At 56.4% G+C, this 18,455-nt stretch carries 23 protein-coding genes; 18 read left to right on the top strand and 5 right to left on the bottom strand.

Features of this window, described 5'->3' with window-relative positions:
- Positions 1-127: 127 nt before the first annotated feature.
- Positions 128-574, top strand: a complete 447-nt coding sequence (locus ACVV26_RS08650) for a winged helix-turn-helix transcriptional regulator (RefSeq protein WP_474800978.1) — start codon at positions 128-130, stop codon at positions 572-574.
- A gap of 115 nt (positions 575-689) precedes the next feature.
- Positions 690-1,481: an SDR family NAD(P)-dependent oxidoreductase gene (locus tag ACVV26_RS08645; RefSeq protein WP_474800977.1), complete on the top strand. Its 792-nt coding sequence runs from the start codon at positions 690-692 to the stop codon at positions 1,479-1,481.
- Positions 1,482-1,520: 39 nt separating this feature from the next.
- Here the strand turns inward: ACVV26_RS08645 and fliE are convergent, their stop codons facing one another.
- Entirely contained in the window at positions 1,521-1,832 is a 312-nt protein-coding gene (gene fliE / locus ACVV26_RS08640) for a flagellar hook-basal body complex protein FliE (RefSeq protein WP_125292215.1), read from the bottom strand.
- Between the two features lie 226 nt (positions 1,833-2,058).
- On the opposite strand from fliE, the gene fliF reads away from it, so the two are divergent.
- From fliF to rcsA, 14 genes are all read left to right on the top strand, one after another.
- Positions 2,059-3,744: a flagellar basal-body MS-ring/collar protein FliF gene (fliF, locus tag ACVV26_RS08635; protein WP_474800976.1), complete on the top strand. Its 1,686-nt coding sequence runs from the start codon at positions 2,059-2,061 to the stop codon at positions 3,742-3,744.
- Entirely contained in the window at positions 3,741-4,736 is a 996-nt protein-coding gene (gene fliG, locus ACVV26_RS08630; protein WP_312981419.1) for a flagellar motor switch protein FliG, read from the top strand. The genes fliF and fliG overlap by 4 nt, the downstream gene beginning before the upstream one ends.
- Positions 4,729-5,424: a flagellar assembly protein FliH gene (fliH, locus tag ACVV26_RS08625; protein ID WP_474800975.1), complete on the top strand. Its 696-nt coding sequence runs from the start codon at positions 4,729-4,731 to the stop codon at positions 5,422-5,424. Before fliG ends, fliH begins: the two co-directional genes overlap by 8 nt.
- Positions 5,424-6,794: a flagellar protein export ATPase FliI gene (gene fliI, locus ACVV26_RS08620; protein ID WP_474800973.1), complete on the top strand. Its 1,371-nt coding sequence runs from the start codon at positions 5,424-5,426 to the stop codon at positions 6,792-6,794. Before fliH ends, fliI begins: the two co-directional genes overlap by 1 nt.
- A gap of 21 nt (positions 6,795-6,815) precedes the next feature.
- Positions 6,816-7,259, top strand: a complete 444-nt coding sequence (gene fliJ / locus ACVV26_RS08615) for a flagellar export protein FliJ (protein ID WP_312981401.1) — start codon at positions 6,816-6,818, stop codon at positions 7,257-7,259.
- Positions 7,256-8,440, top strand: coding sequence for a flagellar hook-length control protein FliK (locus ACVV26_RS08610; RefSeq protein WP_474800972.1), 1,185 nt, complete (start codon positions 7,256-7,258; stop codon positions 8,438-8,440). Before fliJ ends, ACVV26_RS08610 begins: the two co-directional genes overlap by 4 nt.
- Before the next feature lie 103 nt (positions 8,441-8,543).
- A complete protein-coding gene (fliL, locus tag ACVV26_RS08605; RefSeq protein ID WP_474800971.1) occupies positions 8,544-9,011 on the top strand; it encodes a flagellar basal body-associated protein FliL in 468 nt (155 codons plus the stop codon).
- A 4-nt stretch (positions 9,012-9,015) separates the two neighbouring features.
- Positions 9,016-10,020 (top strand): flagellar motor switch protein FliM, encoded by a 1,005-nt coding sequence (gene fliM, locus ACVV26_RS08600; protein WP_474800970.1) that lies wholly within the window; start codon positions 9,016-9,018, stop codon positions 10,018-10,020.
- Positions 10,017-10,424, top strand: coding sequence for a flagellar motor switch protein FliN (gene fliN, locus ACVV26_RS08595; RefSeq protein ID WP_474800969.1), 408 nt, complete (start codon positions 10,017-10,019; stop codon positions 10,422-10,424). Before fliM ends, fliN begins: the two co-directional genes overlap by 4 nt.
- Positions 10,425-10,808 (top strand): flagellar biosynthetic protein FliO, encoded by a 384-nt coding sequence (gene fliO / locus ACVV26_RS08590; protein ID WP_474800968.1) that lies wholly within the window; start codon positions 10,425-10,427, stop codon positions 10,806-10,808.
- Positions 10,808-11,542, top strand: a complete 735-nt coding sequence (gene fliP, locus ACVV26_RS08585) for a flagellar type III secretion system pore protein FliP (protein WP_409515033.1) — start codon at positions 10,808-10,810, stop codon at positions 11,540-11,542. Before fliO ends, fliP begins: the two co-directional genes overlap by 1 nt.
- Before the next feature lie 12 nt (positions 11,543-11,554).
- Positions 11,555-11,824, top strand: coding sequence for a flagellar biosynthesis protein FliQ (gene fliQ, locus ACVV26_RS08580; RefSeq protein ID WP_002434937.1), 270 nt, complete (start codon positions 11,555-11,557; stop codon positions 11,822-11,824).
- A gap of 4 nt (positions 11,825-11,828) precedes the next feature.
- Positions 11,829-12,623 (top strand): flagellar biosynthetic protein FliR, encoded by a 795-nt coding sequence (fliR, locus tag ACVV26_RS08575; RefSeq protein ID WP_312981390.1) that lies wholly within the window; start codon positions 11,829-11,831, stop codon positions 12,621-12,623.
- A 312-nt stretch (positions 12,624-12,935) separates the two neighbouring features.
- Complete coding sequence (gene rcsA / locus ACVV26_RS08570) at positions 12,936-13,559, top strand: transcriptional regulator RcsA (protein ID WP_474800967.1); 624 nt, start codon at positions 12,936-12,938, stop codon at positions 13,557-13,559.
- Positions 13,560-13,614: 55 nt separating this feature from the next.
- Here rcsA and dsrB read toward each other — a convergent pair whose 3' ends face one another.
- A complete protein-coding gene (gene dsrB / locus ACVV26_RS08565; protein WP_312981386.1) occupies positions 13,615-13,803 on the bottom strand; it encodes a protein DsrB in 189 nt (62 codons plus the stop codon).
- 130 nt (positions 13,804-13,933) lie between these two features.
- Between dsrB and yodD the strand changes: the two genes are divergently transcribed.
- Together yodD and ACVV26_RS08555 are read left to right on the top strand one after the other, a co-directional pair.
- On the top strand, positions 13,934-14,167 hold the full coding sequence (yodD, locus tag ACVV26_RS08560; protein ID WP_474800966.1) for a YodD family peroxide/acid resistance protein: 234 nt from the start codon (positions 13,934-13,936) through the stop codon (positions 14,165-14,167).
- Between the two features lie 307 nt (positions 14,168-14,474).
- On the top strand, positions 14,475-15,296 hold the full coding sequence (locus tag ACVV26_RS08555) for a mannosyl-3-phosphoglycerate phosphatase-related protein (protein WP_474800965.1): 822 nt from the start codon (positions 14,475-14,477) through the stop codon (positions 15,294-15,296).
- Here ACVV26_RS08555 and dgcQ read toward each other — a convergent pair.
- From dgcQ to ACVV26_RS08540, 3 genes are all read right to left on the bottom strand, one after another.
- Positions 15,285-16,949 carry a cellulose biosynthesis regulator diguanylate cyclase DgcQ gene (gene dgcQ / locus ACVV26_RS08550; RefSeq protein WP_474800964.1) on the bottom strand — a complete coding sequence of 555 codons (1,665 nt, stop codon included), beginning with the start codon at positions 16,947-16,949 and terminating at the stop codon, positions 15,285-15,287. The two genes, ACVV26_RS08555 and dgcQ, sit on opposite strands and share 12 nt — an antisense overlap.
- Positions 16,950-17,129: 180 nt before the next feature.
- Positions 17,130-17,312 carry a YodC family protein gene (locus ACVV26_RS08545; RefSeq protein ID WP_474800963.1) on the bottom strand — a complete coding sequence of 61 codons (183 nt, stop codon included), beginning with the start codon at positions 17,310-17,312 and terminating at the stop codon, positions 17,130-17,132.
- A 90-nt stretch (positions 17,313-17,402) separates the two neighbouring features.
- Entirely contained in the window at positions 17,403-18,317 is a 915-nt protein-coding gene (locus tag ACVV26_RS08540) for a DUF808 family protein (protein ID WP_474800962.1), read from the bottom strand.
- Positions 18,318-18,455: the final 138 nt, after the last annotated feature.

Here is an 18,455-nt window from a genome sequence, read left to right as displayed (position 1 = left end):
GTGTGGCAGAAAAAACCCCAACACCCCGGCGAGCGGATCGCAAAATGACGGATTTATGACAGGTTAGGCATTCCGGCGGATAAGTTTTATAATGAAACCATATAGTGTTTTTTTTTAAGGAGAAGCGATGAAACGGACCCGTATGGCTAACACCACCTGCCCGGTTGCCCGGTCGCTGGATATCATCGGCGACTGGTGGTCGCTGCTGATTGTACGCGATGCGCTACGCGGTATCACCCGCTTTAGTGAATTTCAAAAAAGCCTCGGCATCGCCAAAAATATGCTCACTGTCCGCCTTAAGCAACTGGTGGACGAAGAGATCCTGCGTTTGCAACCCGCCTCCGACGGTAGCGCCTGGCAGGAGTATGTCTTAACAGAAAAGGGCCTCGCGCTGCAAACGGTTCTGGTGGCGCTATCCCAGTGGGGGAATGATTTTCTGTTTGATGCTGACGAAACGCCTGGCGTGCTGGTTGACATCACCCATCGCAAACCGCTGCGCCGCCTGGAGCTGATCGCCGATGATGGCCGCAAACTGGAACCCGCCGAAGTCCAACCTAAGTTACCGGCCCGCTAAAATATAAACGCCCTTTTGGTTAAAAAAAAAAGCGCGCGAATTGGTTGCATCATAAAACCAAATTATCTACAGTTAATTTAGTTTCAATATGCAACTTAATTCCAAGGAGTCAACCATGAGCAGCGCATCTTCTACAGCAGTGATTACTGGCGCGTCATCCGGTATCGGCGCGGTATACGCCGAGCGGCTGGCAGCCCAGGGGTATAACCTGATACTGGTGGCGCGTCGCGCCGAACGGCTGCAAGCGCTGGCGACACAGTTGGCGGAGCGTTATGCCGTCAACGTAACCCCTGCGATCGCAGATCTCAGCCGGGAGTCAGGCATCGAGGCGGTAGAAAAGGTATTGCGTGAAGATGACGCCATCACCCTGCTGGTGAATAACGCCGGTGCGGCGCAGATGGCGTCGTTTCTGGACAGCAGCGCCCAGGCGCATCAGGACATCATTACCCTGAATATCACTGCCCTCACCCGCCTGTCGCTGGCGGTACTGCCGCGTTTTAAAGCGCGTAACGCCGGGACGATTATCAACATCGCCTCGACGCTTTCGATTCACGCCCGTGGCGAAACCGCGCTGTACAGCGGCACCAAAGCCTACGTGTTAAATTTCTCGCGCGGTTTACAGGCAGAATTTGCCCACAGCGGCGTGCGGATCCAGGTGGTGATGCCGTCCATTACCGCTACGGAAATATGGGGACACTCCGGGATTGCCCATGCGCAACTGCCCGAAGGCACCGTGATGAGCACTGAAGATATGGTCGACGCCGCGCTTGCCGGGCTGGCGCAGGGAGAAAACATCACGATCCCGCCGCTACACGATATGGCGCTGTGGGAACGCTACGAAGAGGCGCGGTTAGCGGTGTTTGCCGCCTCGCGGACCGGTATTCCGGCACCGCGTTATGTGGAATAAACGGTTAAGGCACAGAAGGCCAGCAATGGCCTTCCCGCACTAGACCTGCATATTCATCACGTCCTGGTAGGCCGACACCAGTTTATTCCGCACCTGAATTCCCATTTGCAACGAAACCGATGATTTCTGCAAGTCGACCATCACATCGTTAAGCGAAACGCCTGGCGCGCCGAGTGAAAACTGGTTCGCCTGGGCGCGGGCGGCGTTCTGGGTATCGCTGATGCGACCCAGTGCGGCCTGTAGTTCGCCAGCGAAGCTGACGGCGGGCTGCGGTTGTACCGGCGTGTTGCGCGCAGACAGCATGGTGGCCTGCAACTGCTGAACGACGCCTTCAATCCCCTGAATGGACATAACACTCCCCTGGATCATTTCGAGTAGACGGAGGTTACCACCTTGTCAATGAGATAAAGGCGTTAAATAGCCCCTAAAATCTCATCTATTTGGTTCATCGAAATTCCCGGAAAGCCAAATAATGGCAGCGCCATCATTGTGGAAGTTATTGTGCACGTTGCACCCGGGAGTCCGTTTTGCTTCATAACACCGAAATTGTTGTCCACGCTGAGCGTAGAGGTGCGCGATGAATTCCGCTGCTCAAGCTCAGGCGCCAGCAAATAAAGCCAACGAATGGTTAACCCGCCTGCGTTCAAATCCTCGTATTCCGTTGATGGTGGCCGGCGCGGCTGCGGTCGCTATTATCGTGGCCCTGGTCCTGTGGGCGAAAACCCCGGACTACCGGGTTCTGTACAGTAATCTCAGCGAAAAAGATGGCGGCGCCATCGTTACCCAACTCACCCAAATGAATGTCCCGTACCGTTTCTCTGAAAACGGCGGCGCAATCCTGGTGCCGGCGGATAACGTGCATGAACTGCGCCTGAAGATGGCCGGGCTCGGCCTGCCGAAAGGCGGCGCAGTCGGATTTGAGTTGCTGGACCAGGAAAAATTCGGCATCAGCCAGTTCAGCGAGCAGGTAAACTACCAGCGCGCGCTGGAAGGTGAACTGTCGCGCACCATCGAAACCTTAGGCCCGGTGAAAAGCGCCCGCGTTCATCTTGCCATGCCAAAACCGTCGCTGTTTGTCCGCGAGCAAAAAGCCCCTTCCGCTTCCGTCACGGTGAATCTGGAACCGGGCCGCGCGCTGGATGAAGGGCAAATTACCGCCGTGGTGCATATGGTCTCCAGCGCGGTAGCCGGTCTGCCGCCGGGCAACGTGACCCTGGTCGATCAGGGCGGTCACTTGTTGACCCCGTCCAGCACCGCCGGACGCGATCTGAACGATGCGCAGCTAAAATACGCCGCCGACGTTGAAGGCCGCGTCCAACGCCGTATCGAAGCTATCCTCGGTCCTATCGTCGGCAACGGCAACGTTCATGCCCAGGTGACCGCGCAGATCGATTTCGCCAGCAAAGAGCAAACCGAAGAACAGTACCGCCCGAATAACGATCCGAGCCAGGCAGCCATCCGTTCGCGTCAGCTAAACAGCAATGAGCAAATCGGCAGCGGTTTGCCGGGCGGCGTGCCGGGCGCGCTGTCTAACCAACCTGCGCCGGCGAATAACGCGCCTATTGATGCGCCTGCGGCGCAAAACCCGCAAAACGCGCAGAACAACGGCCAGCGTACCCAAACTGCCAATAACAACAGCACCGTGCCGCGCAACACCCAGCGCGATGAAACCACCAACTACGAAGTCGATCGCACCATCCGCCATACCAAAATGAACACCGGCGATGTGCAGCGTTTGTCCGTGGCGGTGGTGGTGAACTATCGCACCCTGCCAGACGGCAAACCTCTGCCGCTGACCAACGATCAGATGAAGCAGATCGAAGATCTGACCCGTGAGGCGATGGGCTTTACCGAAACGCGCGGCGACACGCTGAACGTGGTGAACTCGCCGTTCACCGAGACGCTGGAAACCGGCGGCGAACTGCCGTTCTGGCAACAGCAGAGCTTTATCGACCAGCTGATGTCCGCAGGCCGCTGGCTGATTGTCCTGATTGTCGCCTGGCTGCTGTGGCGTAAAGCGGTACGTCCGCAGCTACAGCGCCGCGCCGAAGAGACCAAAGCCGTCCAGGAAGTGGCTCGCCAGCAGAAAGAGATGGAAGACGCAGTGGAAGTGCGCCTGACCCGCGACGAGCAAACCCAACAACGTCGCACCACTCAGCGCCTGAGCGCCGAAGTGATGAGCCAGCGTATCCGTGAAATGTCAGATAACGATCCGCGCGTGGTCGCGCTGGTCATTCGCCAGTGGATGAGTAACGAAATATGAGTGAACTGAGCGGTACCGACAAAAGCGCCATTTTGCTGATGACCATCGGCGAAGACCGGGCGGCGGAGGTGTTCAAACACCTCTCCCCGCGCGAAGTGCAACACCTGAGCGCAGCGATGGCCAACGTGCGCCAAATCTCCAATAAGCAGTTGACCGACGTGCTGGCGGAGTTTGAACAGGAAGCCGAACAGTTCGCCGCACTGAGCGTCAACGCCAACGACTACCTGCGTTCGGTGTTGATCAAAGCGCTGGGCGAAGAGCGCGCCGCCAGCCTGCTGGAGGATATTCTCGATACCAAAGAGACCACCTCGGGGATGGAAACGCTCAACTTTATGGAGCCGCAGAGCGCCGCCGACCTTATCCGCGACGAGCATCCGCAGATTATCGCTACCATCCTGGTGCACCTCAAACGCGGCCAGGCGGCGGATATTCTGGCCCTGTTTGACGAGCGCCTGCGTCACGACGTGATGCTGCGTATCGCCACCTTCGGCGGCGTCCAGCCAGCCGCGCTGGCGGAGCTGACCGAGGTACTCAACAACCTGCTCGACGGCCAGAACCTCAAGCGCAGCAAAATGGGCGGCGTAAGAACCGCAGCCGAGATTATCAACCTGATGAAAACTCAGCAGGAAGAAGCGGTTATTACGGCAGTACGCGAGTTCGACGGCGACCTGGCGCAGAAAATTATCGACGAGATGTTCCTGTTCGAAAACCTGGTGGAAGTGGACGACCGCAGTATCCAGCGCCTGTTGCAGGAAGTGGATTCCGAATCGCTGCTGGTGGCGCTCAAAGGCGCCGAACAGCCGCTGCGCGAGAAGTTCCTGCGCAATATGTCCCAGCGTGCGGCAGATATTCTGCGCGACGACCTGGCCAACCGTGGCCCGGTGCGCCTCTCCCAGGTAGAGAACGAGCAGAAGGCCATTCTGCTGATTGTGCGCCGTCTGGCAGAAACCGGCGAGATGGTGATTGGCAGCGGCGAGGATACCTATGTCTAACCAACCGGCCTGGCAGCGCTGGCTGCCTGACGATCTCGCCCCGCCTACAGCGGATTTCGTGATGCCGGAAGCGGTAGAGCCCAATACTGAGCTCACCGCCGCCCAGCAGGAACAGCATCTGCAACAGCAACTGGCGATGCTGCAAACCCAGGCCCATGAACAGGGCTATAACGCAGGCGTCGCCGAAGGCCGCGCCCAGGGGTTTGAACAGGGCCGCCAGGAAGGTTTTCACAAAGGTGTCGAACAGGGCATGGCGGAAGCCCGCAACCAGCAGGCCCCGGTGCATGCCCGGATGCAGCTGCTGGTCAGCGAATTCCAGAACACCCTTGACGCCCTCGACAGCGTCATTGCGTCCCGTCTGATGCAGATGGCGCTGGAGGCCGCGCGTCAGGTGATCGGCCAGTCCGCCGGGGTTGACAACAACGCCCTGATTAAACAGATCCAAATGTTATTGCAGCAGGAACCGCTGTTCAGCGGCAAACCGCAACTGCGCGTGCACCCGGATGATTTACAACGTGTGGAAGAGATGCTCGGCGCAACGCTCAGCCTGCACGGCTGGCGGCTGCGCGGTGACCCGACGCTGCACCCCGGCGGCTGTAAAGTCTCGGCAGACGAAGGCGATCTTGACGCCAGCGTCGCCACCCGCTGGCAGGAACTCTGCCGCCTCGCAGCACCTGGGGTCGTGTAATGACCGCCCGGCTTACCCGCTGGCTGGCGTCGCTCGACGCCTTCGAAGCCAAAATCGCCCAGTTGCCGCCGGTGCGCCGTTACGGGCGACTGACTCGCGCCACAGGCCTGGTACTGGAAGCCACCGGCCTGCAATTGCCGCTGGGGGCGACCTGCATTATTGAGCGCCAGAACGGCAGCCAGACCCAGGAAGTGGAAAGCGAAGTGGTGGGCTTTAACGGCCAGAAGCTGTTTCTGATGCCGCTGGAAGAAGTGGAAGGGATTTTGCCCGGCGCGCGGGTCTATGCCCGGCACGCGGTGGGCGACAATCTGCAAAGCGGCAAACAGCTTCCGCTGGGCCCGGAACTGTTAGGCCGCGTGCTGGACGGCGGCGGTAAACCGCTCGACGGCCTGCCCGCGCCGGAAACCGACTGCACCGGCGCGCTGATCACCCCGCCGTTCAACCCGTTACAACGTACCCCGATTGAAGACGTGCTGGACGTGGGCGTGCGCCCAATCAACGCCCTGCTCACCGTTGGGCGCGGCCAGCGTATGGGCCTGTTCGCCGGTTCCGGCGTCGGCAAAAGCGTGCTGTTAGGCATGATGGCCCGTTACACCCAGGCGGACGTGATTGTGGTCGGCCTGATCGGCGAACGTGGCCGCGAAGTGAAAGACTTTATCGAAAACATTCTCGGCCCCGAGGGGCGCGCCCGCTCGGTGGTGATCGCCGCCCCGGCCGATGTCTCTCCCCTGCTGCGTATGCAGGGCGCGGCCTATGCCACGCGCATCGCCGAAGATTTCCGCGATCGCGGCCAGCACGTACTGCTGATTATGGATTCCCTGACCCGCTACGCCATGGCCCAGCGTGAAATCGCGCTGGCGATTGGCGAACCGCCTGCCACCAAAGGCTATCCGCCATCGGTGTTCGCCAAGCTTCCGGCGCTGGTGGAACGCGCGGGCAACGGCATCTCCGGCGGCGGCTCGATTACCGCCTTTTATACCGTATTGACCGAAGGTGATGACCAGCAGGACCCGATTGCCGACTCGGCGCGCGCGATCCTCGACGGCCACATTGTGCTGTCGCGCCGCCTGGCGGAAGCGGGCCACTATCCGGCAATTGATATTGAAGCGTCTATCAGCCGCGCCATGACGGCGCTGATCACCGAGCAGCATTACGCCCGGGTGCGGATGTTTAAGCAGTTACTGTCGAGTTTTCAACGCAACCGCGATCTGGTGAGCGTGGGGGCGTACGCCAAAGGCAGCGATCCGTTACTGGATAAGGCCATCGCGCTCTGGCCGCAGCTTGAGGCATTTTTACAACAGGGCATTTTCGAGCGTGCCGACGTCGAGAATTCGCTACAGGCACTGGAGCTGATCTTCCCGACGGTGTAACGAGGCGTCAGTGAGGTAACGATGAGTCAGAGCAATGCGCTTAACACCTTAAAAGATCTTGCGGAAAAAGAAGTCGATGACGCCGCTTTGCGGTTGGGTGAAATGCGGCGGGGGTGCCAGCAGGCTCAGGATCAACTCAATATGCTGATCGATTATCAGCACGAGTACCGCGACAACCTGAACCAGGATATGAGCCAGGGTATCGCCAGTACCCGCTGGCAAAACTACCAGCAGTTTATCCAGACCCTGGAAAAAGCCATCGAACAGCATCGGCAGCAGCTGATGCAGTGGAATTCGAAAGTCGATCAGGCGTTAGGTTTCTGGAAAGAGAAAAAGCAGCGTTTGCAGGCATGGCAGACGCTTTCCGATCGACAGGCCAGCGCCGCTCTACTGGCGGAGAACCGGCTCGATCAAAAACGTATGGATGAGTTTGCGCAGCGCGCGTCATTTCGGAAAAGCGAATGATTACATTACCTAAAATTTCAGTGTCCCCAGAGGGCGAAATCGCCGGGCTGGCGGGTTCCGATAAAACCGCCCCGAACGGCGAAACCTTTTTGGCGCTGTTAAGCCAGGCGATGCCTGGTCTGGGCGACGGCAAGACGGTAGACCTCGACGCGCTGGCGGGCGGCACGCCAAAGCTGGCGCTGAAGCCCGGTGAGCTTACCGAAGATGCAGACGCCAAAACCCTGCTCGACGCGATGCTGGCCGGGCTGAACGCCCCGGTTGACGGCCAGGCTGATGACACCGCGGCCGTTGCCCGCGTGACCGATAAAATTCACAGCGTCGCGGAGGATAAACAGCTCAACGAACAGGATATGGCGGCGTTAAGTGCCCTGTTCGCTATGCTGCCGCATCAGCAGACGGCCACGCTGAGTCAAGTAGAGAGCCAGGCCACATCAACTGCGAACATTGCTACTGTGACCAGTAACCTCGCCAAAGCGCTGGCGGGTGATGCGCGCGCAGACGTCAAGAGCGACGGAAAAACGCGCCCTGAAACCCAGAACGTAAGCGGCCAGGCCCAGCCGACCGCCGCCGTCGCGCCGCAGCAGCACGAGGCGGTACAGGCAGCCAGCAATGCCGACAAACTGTTTAACGATGCCAACGCCAGCAGCCCGACTACGCCGTCTGCCCTGCAACCGCTGGTGAGCAGCGCCACGGCGGCCACCACGCCGACCACTGCCGCCATCGCCACGCCGCATACCGCCGTGCTGAATGCCCAGTTAGGCACCGCCGAGTGGCAGCACGCGTTTAGCCAGCAGGTCACTCTGATGACCCGTAACGGGCAACAGAGCGCCGAGCTGCGCCTCAACCCGGAAGATCTGGGCCAGGTGCATATCTCGCTGAAAATTGACGACAACCTGGCGCAGATGCAGTTCGTGTCGCCGCACAGCCACGTGCGCGCCGCGCTGGAAGCCGCGTTGCCGACGCTGCGTACCCAGCTTGCCGAAAGCGGCATTCAGCTTGGGCAGAGCGATATCAGCAGCGAAAGTTTTGCCGGGCAACAGCAGCAGCAAGGGCAGCCACAACAGGGCGGCTCGCGCGGCGGTCAGTTCAGTTTTGCCGGTAGCGGCGAAGAGAGCGTGGCGGCCCCTGCCAGCCTGCAACGCATCGCCCGTGGCGATAACGCGGTGGACATCTTTGCCTAACGCCTGAGGTAGCGTGAATATTCACGTCTTTTCCAGGCTTTAACCGCCCGCAGACACGGGATAATCAGCCACTATGCAGTACTGATAGAGGAAACACGGTCAGATGACTGACAGCGCAATCACTAAAAGCCGTAAACGCTCCATCTGGATCCCGTTACTGGTGCTCATTACTCTCGCTGCCTGCGCCACCGCAGGGTACAGCTACTGGCGGATGCAGCAAACGCCAGAAACCCCGGTAAAAGCGGAACCTGAACCGCCGCCGGCACCGGTATTTTATGCTCTGGATACGTTTACGGTTAACCTCGGCGACGCCGACCGGGTGCTGTATATCGGCATCACGCTGCGTCTGAAAGACGACACCACGCGTCAGCGCCTCAGTGAATACCTGCCGGAAATCCGCAGCCGTTTACTGCTGCTGTTCTCTCGTCAGAGCGCGGAGCAACTCGCTACCGACGAAGGAAAACAGAAGCTGGTCGAAGCCATCAAAGAGACGCTTGCCCAGCCGCTGGTAGCAGGCCAACCGAAGCAGGTCGTGACCGACGTGCTGTACACAGCTTTTATTCTGCGGTAGACCCATGGGCGACAGTATTCTTTCACAGGCCGAAATTGACGCATTGTTGAACGGCGATAGCGACGACAACGTTGAACAAAAAAAGGCTGGCGTCGGCGATAGCGATATTCGCCCTTACGATCCTAATACCCAACGCCGGGTGGTGCGCGAGCGTCTCCAGGCGCTGGAGATCATCAACGAGCGTTTCGCCCGCCAGTTCCGCATGGGGCTGTTTAACCTGCTGCGCCGTAGCCCGGATATCACCGTGGGCGCGATCCGCATTCAGCCCTATCACGAGTTTGCCCGCAACCTGCCGGTGCCGACCAACCTGAACCTGATCCACTTAAAACCGCTGCGCGGTACCGGGCTGTTTGTGTTTTCGCCAAGCCTGGTGTTTATCGCCGTGGATAACCTGTTCGGCGGCGACGGGCGCTTCCCCACCAAAGTGGAAGGCCGCGAATTCACCCATACCGAACAGCGCGTGATTATGCGCATGCTGAAGCTGGCGCTGGAATCGTACAGCGACGCGTGGAAAGCGATTAACCCGCTGGAAGTGGAATACGTTCGTTCCGAGATGCAGGTGAAGTTTACCAATATCACCACTTCGCCCAACGATATCGTGGTAAACACGCCGTTCCATGTCGAGATTGGCAACCTGACCGGCGAGTTTAATATCTGCCTGCCGTTCAGCATGATCGAGCCGCTGCGCGAGCTGCTGGTTAACCCGCCGCTGGAAAACTCCCGCCATGAAGATCAGAACTGGCGTGAGAACCTGGTGCGCCAGGTGCAGCATTCGGAGCTGGAGCTGGTGGCGAACTTCGCGGATATCTCGATGCGCCTGTCGAATATTCTCAAATTAAAACCGGGCGATGTGCTGCCCATCGAAAAACCGGATCGCATTATTGCCCATGTGGATGGCGTACCGGTACTGACCAGCCAGTACGGAACGGTAAACGGCCAGTACGCACTGCGCGTTGAACACCTGATCAACCCGATTTTACATTCGCTGAATGAGGAACAGCCCAAATGAGTGACATTAACAATCCGTCCGACGATAACGGCTCCGTGGACGATCTGTGGGCTGAAGCAATGAGTGAGCAGAAAACCGCGTCCAAAAGCAATGCAGACAGCGTGTTCCGCGCGCTGGAAGGCGGCGACGTCAGCGGGACGCTCCAGGATATCGATTTGATTATGGATATCCCGGTCAAGCTGACCGTAGAGCTGGGCCGCACCCGCATGACCATCAAAGAGCTGCTGCGCCTGACCCAGGGTTCGGTAGTGGCGCTGGAAGGTCTTGCCGGTGAGCCGCTGGATATTCTGATCAACGGCTATCTGATCGCCCAGGGTGAAGTGGTAGTGGTCGCCGATAAATACGGCGTGCGCATTACCGATATCATCACGCCGTCCGAACGTATGCGTCGTCTGAGCCGCTAAATGACTGCCCAGACTTCTACCGTCGCCGCGCCGCAAGCGATGCCGCAGGCTGGATCGTCGCTGATGCAGGTCAGCGGCGCACTGGCCGTGATTATCCTGCTGATTTTACTGGCAGGATGGCTGGCGAAGCGCTTTGGTTTCAGCGCCAAAAGCGGGCTGAGCCGGGATGTGAAACTGCGCAGCAGCGTCAGCCTCGGCACCCGCGAGCGCATCGTGGTGGTGGAAGTGGAAGACGCCCGGCTGGTGCTGGGCGTAACAGCCTCGCAGATCACCCATCTGCATACCCTGCCTCCGGCTCCGGCAGAAACGGCGGTTACGCCATCACAGCCCGCCGAGTTTCAAAACCTGATGAAAAATTTGCTTTCTCGTAACGGTAAACGTTGATGCGTCGCCTCTCTTTATTGCTTCTTATGCTTGGCCTGGCGGCGACGCCTGCCATGGCGCAACTGCCGGGCATTGTCAGCCAGCCGCTGGCCAACGGCGGCCAAAGCTGGTCGCTGCCGGTGCAGACGCTGGTGTTTATCACCTCGCTGACCTTTTTACCCGCCATTTTGCTGATGATGACCAGCTTTACCCGCATCATCATCGTGTTCGGCCTGCTGCGAAATGCGCTGGGCACGCCCTCTGCCCCACCCAACCAGGTGCTGCTCGGGCTGGCGCTGTTCCTGACCTTTTTTATTATGTCGCCGGTGTTGGATAAGATTTATACCGACGCCTATAAGCCGTTCAGCGAAAACCAAATCACCATGGATGTGGCGCTGGAAAAAGGCGCTCAGCCGCTGCGCGAATTTATGCTGCGCCAGACCCGTCAGGCCGATCTGGCGCTATTCGCCCGCCTGGCGAATATTCCTTCGCTGGAAGGACCGGAGGCGGTGCCGATGCGTATTCTGCTGCCCGCCTACGTCACCAGCGAGCTGAAAACCGCGTTCCAGATTGGTTTTACGGTGTTTATTCCGTTCCTGATTATTGACCTGGTGATCGCCAGCGTGCTGATGGCGCTGGGGATGATGATGGTGCCCCCCGCGACCATCGCCCTGCCCTTTAAGCTGATGCTGTTTGTGCTGGTCGACGGCTGGCAGCTGCTGGTGGGTTCCCTTGCGCAAAGCTTTTACAGTTAACGGAGAACGCCGATGACGCCAGAATCGGTCATGATGATGGGCACCGAGGCCATGAAAGTGGCGCTCGCGCTGGCTGCCCCGCTGCTGCTGGTGGCGCTGGTCACCGGCCTTATCATCAGTATTCTGCAAGCCGCCACCCAGATTAACGAAATGACACTGTCGTTCATTCCGAAAATTCTGGCGGTGTTCGTGGCGATTGTGGTGGCAGGCCCGTGGATGCTCAACCTGCTGCTGGATTACGTCCGCACCCTGTTCAGCAATCTGCCGTATATCATCGGTTAACTCGATGCTGCAAATCACCAGCGACCAATGGCTTCACTGGCTTAGCCTTTACTTTTGGCCGCTGCTGCGCGTGCTGGCGCTGGTCTCTACCGCGCCGATCCTCGGCGAACGGGTAATTAGCAAACGCGTTAAGATTGGCCTGGCGTTTATGATCACCTGGATTGTCGCCCCCACCATTCCCGCCAGCGATGTTACCATTTTCTCCGTGGAAGGCTTCTGGCTTGCCATGCAGCAAATCCTGATCGGCATTGCGCTCGGTTTTACCATGCAGTTCGCTTTTGCCGCAGTGCGTACGGCCGGTGAGATTATTGGCCTGCAAATGGGGCTTTCATTCGCGACGTTCTTTGACCCCGGCAGCAAGCTGAATATGCCAGTGCTGGCGCGGTTTCTCGATATGCTGGCAATGCTGCTGTTTTTAAGCCTTAACGGCCATTTATGGCTGATCTCAATGTTGGTGGACACCTTCCACACCCTGCCGATTAATGGCAATCCGCTTAACACCAACGCCTTTTATGCGCTGGCGAAATCCGGCGGGTTAATCTTCCTTAATGGCCTGATGCTGGCGCTGCCGATGGTGACGTTATTGTTGACCCTGAACCTCGCGCTCGGTTTATTAAACCGTATGTCGCCGCAGCTTTCAGTGTTTGTCATTGGCTTCCCGCTCACCTTGTCTATCGGAATGGTGGTGATTATTGCCCTGATGCCATTAATCGCGCCGTTCTGTGAACATTTATTCAGTGAGATCTTTTCCTTATTAAGCGATATTTTGGGTGAAATTCCGGCCACACCTTCTCCTTAATATTTGTGCCGTCATCCTGAGGTAATTCCTAAAATATTTGTTAAATAACATCCACCAGCATAACGCTGGCGCGGGATATAAGCTTTTAGCATTCTCACATTACTTTACATTTGATTTACTTTAAGACCTTTCCTGGCAAATTAAGGTGCGCTTTACGGGATAGTGATGGCGCCTGAATATTCATGTGTATTCTGCATCTGGTAACCCAGTGAAATATTTCAGACGTGTGAATATTTTTCGACAGCAGAATGAACAGGCGGGGTAATGGATTCGTTGTGTTTTAACGGATAACGCGATGAGTGAGGGTGTACCATGTCAACGATCATCATGGATTTATGCAGTTATACCAGACTGGGGTTAATCGGTTATTTAGCCAGTCGGGGTGTACGGAAAAGAAAAATAACCCAAGTGAATGATGTTGAGAGCCTTGAGAAGCAGTGCCGGTTAACGCAGCCGCACGTGGTGTTTATTAATGAGGATTGCTTTATCCATGACGCCGAAAGCAGTCAACGCATCAGGCAGATCATTAATCAACATCCCGGGACATTATTTATTGTGTTTATGGCCATTGCCAATCTTCATTTTGACGAGTATTTACGGGTAAGAAAAAACTTATTAATTAGTTCAAAATCGATTAAGCCAGAATCGCTGGATGAATTATTAGGGAATTATCTGACTAACGCGGCGCAGTGTTTAGGACATATCGCATTACCAACGCTTTCTTTAAGCCGAACGGAATCGAGTATGTTGCGAATGTGGATGTCGGGCCAGGGAACGATCCAAATATCCGATCAAATGAATATTAAAGCGAAAACCGTTTCATCGCATAAAGGCAATATCAAACGCAAAATTAAAACCCATAACAAACAGGTTATTTATCACGTTGTGCGGCTGGCAGACAACGTGACCAGTGGGATATTCGTCAATATGCGTTAAGCAGTAACCCATCTCTGGCTACGCTGGAGATGGATTAACTTATGTTGCCTGGCAATTAATCGACCTTTTCAACAAAAACCCCGTCAGGATGATCTTTCTCGTTAAAGAACCAGATCCCCATCGGATAATCCTCCAGCGATACCAGATACATGGTGCCTTCGTTAAAGGGCTCTACCGCCAATACCACACCGGGTCGACGCGGACCCCCATCCGTTTTCACCGTGACCCGATCGTTAATGTTCATAACTTCTCCTCCCGTATTGATAGTGGCAGTTTAGAACAATTCTCATTTTCTGGCACGAGCTTACCCAGACCGTAGCCCATTTTCTCTATCGACTACACTTAAGGCAGGCTTACTGCGCGAGGTACTGCCGATGAAAACAGTGAAAGAGTTTAGCGATGCTGATCATCGCGAAGTCGAGATTGACGTTGATGCCCTGCTCGCCGCCATTAACCAGCTCAGCGAAAGCGAAGTTCGCCCGGTTGATGATGGGGATGACACACCGCGGGTAAGCGTCAACGGGCATGATTACCATACCTATTCCGAACTTGCTGAGGCGTTTGAACTGGACATTCATGATTTTTCGGTCAGCGAGTTGAACCGCTAGATAAAAATATCCCGGCGGGGGCGCCGGGATAAAACTTGCTGAGCAAGAAGAAGTAAAATTCGTTACACCAGGAAATCTGATGCGACAACCACCATATAGGCAATTATTTTGCATGACAAGAATATATTCACGTCATAAATGTGTACTAATGTGGAATTTATTTGATAAATGTCTTGCACCCCTGAGCCACCGGGGCCTGGCAGAGAACGATGTGACACGTCCAGGGAGATAACCTGACTGTGATTGGGAGTATTCCTAAGCCATCGGATAACCCTGGTTTGAGTGAGATTATTATTAAGGATTGCTTATGCCTTCTTTGACAGAGCCGCTGCTGATTGTTTCCGACCTTGATGGTTGCCTGATTGACAGCCATACCCGGCAGTGGGCAGCCGCGCTTCCGATGTTGGATAAACTGCGTGAGCATAATATCCCTGTCATCCTGTGCAGTAGCAAAACCGCCGCAGAAACCATCGCGATTCAGAATGAACTGGGCCTGCAAGGTGAAGCGTTTATCGCGGAGAACGGTGCGGTCATCCATCTGAATGAAGAGTGGGACGATCACCCTGACTATCCGCGCTTAATCAATGGCGACACGCACGAATCGATTCGTAAGGTACTGGAGGAACTGCGCCAGTCACAGGGGTATAAATTTACCACTTATGATGATCTGGATGACCACACGATCGGCGAAATCACGGGCCTGCCGCCAAAAATGATTGCTCTGGCCAAACTGCAGGAAGCGTCGCAAACGCTCATCTGGCGTGACAGCGATGAACGGTTATCGGCGTTCAGCGATGCTCTTAACCATCTTGGGCTATGCATGATGGAAGGCGGTCATTTCTGGCACGTGCTGGACCAGCGCGGCGGGAAAGGCTCGGCATTAACCTGGCTGATCGACCAGTCCCGCCACCGGGAAGGCGCACGCCCTACAACCATCGCCATCGGCGATAGCCCTAACGACGTAACCATGCTTGACGCGGCGGATTATGCGGTGGTTGTGCAGGGCTACAGTAAGCAGCCGGTCGTGTTAAAAAACGATACCCCGCCGCGCGTTTACCGCACTCAGGAATACGGCCCGGCTGGCTGGTGCGAGGGTCTGGATTATTTTCTGGGCACCTCAGTCCGATGAACAGACACGATTGCGGCCCGTCTGCTTTGCCTGATACAACCGCCGGTCGGCAATAGATTGCAGGTGTTCAAAATCGTAATCGCTTTCCAGCAGCGCACAACTGACCCCAAACGAGGCGCTGATGCGAATGGTCGCGTGTTGGCGCACCAGAATTTCCTTGCTGTCGAGCCGCTCGCGGATGCGTTCAGCAACGGCGATGGCATCCGGCAATAACGTTCCCGGCAGCACAATACAAAACTCTTCCCCGCCCACGCGCCCGGCAATATCATCACCGCGCAGCGACTGACGCAGAATGCTCGCGACATGGGAGAGCGCTTTATCCCCGGTCTGGTGGCCCCAGGTATCGTTAATGCGCTTGAAATGATCGAGATCGAACTGGATCACGCAGAAAGGCAACTGCTGTTGCTGACAGCGCAGGGCAATCTGTTTGGCCCGCTCGATAAACGCGCCGCGATTAAACAGGTGGGTTTGCGCATCATACCAGGCGCGCCACTGGAGCGTTTTCTGCATGGCGAACATATTGCGCACCATCCGGCGTATCACATACCACGACCCTAACAACATCAATGAGAACAGCATCCACAACACACCCAGCACCAGCAAGATGCTGCCAAACTCGCCGTTCAGGCTCTGCTTAAGGGTGTAGCTCCTGATCAAAACGCCATCGAAGTAATTCAATTTCGCCCAGCTAACGTAGCGGGAGCCCATGCGCGCGACACCTTCGTTCTGCCGCGCCATTTCGTGGGCTAAGATGTCGCGCTCCTGATGAGTGAAACCCGTCTCAGCTGGCACCGAATCTGCGGATGAAGCAATCACCTGAAATTGATTATCCAACAGTAAAATTTCGCCGTTTTCGCGGCGAAACATCGCTTCGTTTAAAAAATCATTCATGGTGCCCAGCGAAAAATCCATCGCCAGCACACCATACCACTGGTTTTGATAATCCAGCGGCAGGCTGGCGGTAATCACCTGGTCTTCCTGGCGATTTGCCTCTTTGGCATGCGTCCAGCGCACCCCACGGTCAGGGTTGTTGCGCTGGGTATGGCGGTGGAAATAGGGCCGGGTTACTAACCGGTGATACCGGGAGGCGATATCCTGAGATGCACCATGCGGGGTGTTAGAGAGATAAAAACCGGCGCGGGAGGTATAAAACGTACGGCGTTGCCGATCCTGCTGGGGATCGGCCAGTTGTAAGATCGCGCCGAACTCCAGCGCGGCAATCAGTTCGCTTTCCAGCCGCGACTCGTCGCGGTTGAGCAGTGGATTTTGCCGGACACGCTGGTCGGAAACGCCGTTTACCGGCAGGCCGCGCTGCGCATCAAGACGGATTTGCCACGCCCCGAACTGGCGCTGTTGCGCGAACTGGTCCAGTGCCGCATCGGTGCGGTTGGTAGAAATGGGCGAGCTTAAGGCATGCTGCATGGCGGCGCGATAAAATTGCAACTTATCCACGCTGTACTGAAGATGGCGATCCAGCGCCGCAGCGACGCTTTGAATACGGTTTTTCTGGCTTGCCGTCCAGCCATTTTGTAGCACCACGATTTCACGCCAGGTGAGTAAAGTGGAGCAGAGAAACACCACCAGAAAGCAAATATTGACGATTTTTATCGGGTGCTTTAATCGCCATGCGTGTTGTTTGGCATTAACCGACACAGGCAACGCTCCCTGAAAACAGGCCGGAATGTAAAATGAGTGTGGCATAACGCCGCAGGTACGCCGTCAGAATTGCGCCTAAATTTACCGCTGCCTGCGCGTGGCCAGCGCACAAAATAAAGAGGGAAACCTTTCGGCTTCCCTCTTCACTATCAACGCGTGTGCATTGCTGACGTGCGGTCAATGGTCTTCTTCACGTAAAGCGGATTTACCAACGGTTAATTCATCTTCACGAAAAGCTTCGCGCTGCACACCGAACCCGTCATACCAGCGGCATTCCACCATGCCGCTCGAATAACCGGTTACCACCATACGCGGACCACCATTTTTGCGTTTAACTTCATCGCTGACCACAAAGACCATACCTGCCTCCTGAATCAGTGTGAAACGTTTACAACATAGTCAATTATGGTGATTTTTGCCTGGTATGCGCAGGTATTTTGCGGAAAAATCCTAATGGGCGGGTTTACCGCGCAGCCGGGAAATCATATTTACCACGGTCAGTACTACCGCGCCGATAATAAAACCCAGCACCAGGTTCATCGCTAACGGTAGCAACGCCTGCCCGATTCCACCGCCCTGCTCTGCCCAGTGCTCAATGGCGTGATGTACCGGGCCAATACCGTGTACCACAATACCGCCACCCACCAGGAACATCGCCAGGGTGCCTAAAATCGACAGCGCTTTCATCAGCCAGGGCGCGGTCACCAGCAGCCCTTTCCCCACGGCACGGGCAATGGCGGACGATTTTTTTTCCAGCCAGAAACCGAGATCGTCCAGCTTAACGATGATGCCGACAATGCCGTAAACCCCGATGGTGACCACAATAGCGATGCCGGATAACACCAGCACCTGGTTCAACAGCGGCGCATCCGCCACGATGCCCAGGGTGATCGCCACAATCTCGGCGGAGAGAATAAAGTCGGTGCGAATTGCGCCTTTCACTTTATCGCGCTCATACACCAGCGGGTCCTGCCCTGCGATGGCGTCCAGCCGCGCCTGGCGCTCTTCAGGGGTCTCTTTATGCTTGCGCGCCTGCCAGGAGTGAACCACCTTTTCCACCCCTTCGTAACAGAGAAACGCCCCGCCGATCATTAACAACGGCGTGATAGCCCAGGGCGCGAAGGCGCTGATAATCAGGGCCAGCGGCACCAGAATCAGTTTGTTGATAAAAGAGCCTTTCGCCACTTTCCAGACGACGGGCAGCTCGCGATTGGCGCGCACGCCGGAGACTTGCTGGGCGTTCAGGGACAAATCATCGCCCAGTACCCCGGCGGTTTTTTTCGCCGCCAGCTTGCCCATCATCGACACGTCATCCAGCAGCGTGGCGATATCATCTAACAGCGTTAATAAACTACTCCCGGCCAAAGTTAACTTCCTTCTGTAGGGTTTTAATGCCCCAAAGTATGGAACAAAAGCGATGTGAGCGGTAATAAACTCAGTGGCAATCGGAATATTGGCGCAACGCCCGGCGATTAAATCAGCGGATCGCCCCCGTTTGCCGGG

The sequence above is a fragment of the Atlantibacter sp. MEI4A-1023 genome, from assembly GCF_056155425.1.
Note: the sequence above shows the minus strand (reverse complement) of the source record. Positions and strands in the feature narration are given on the sequence as shown.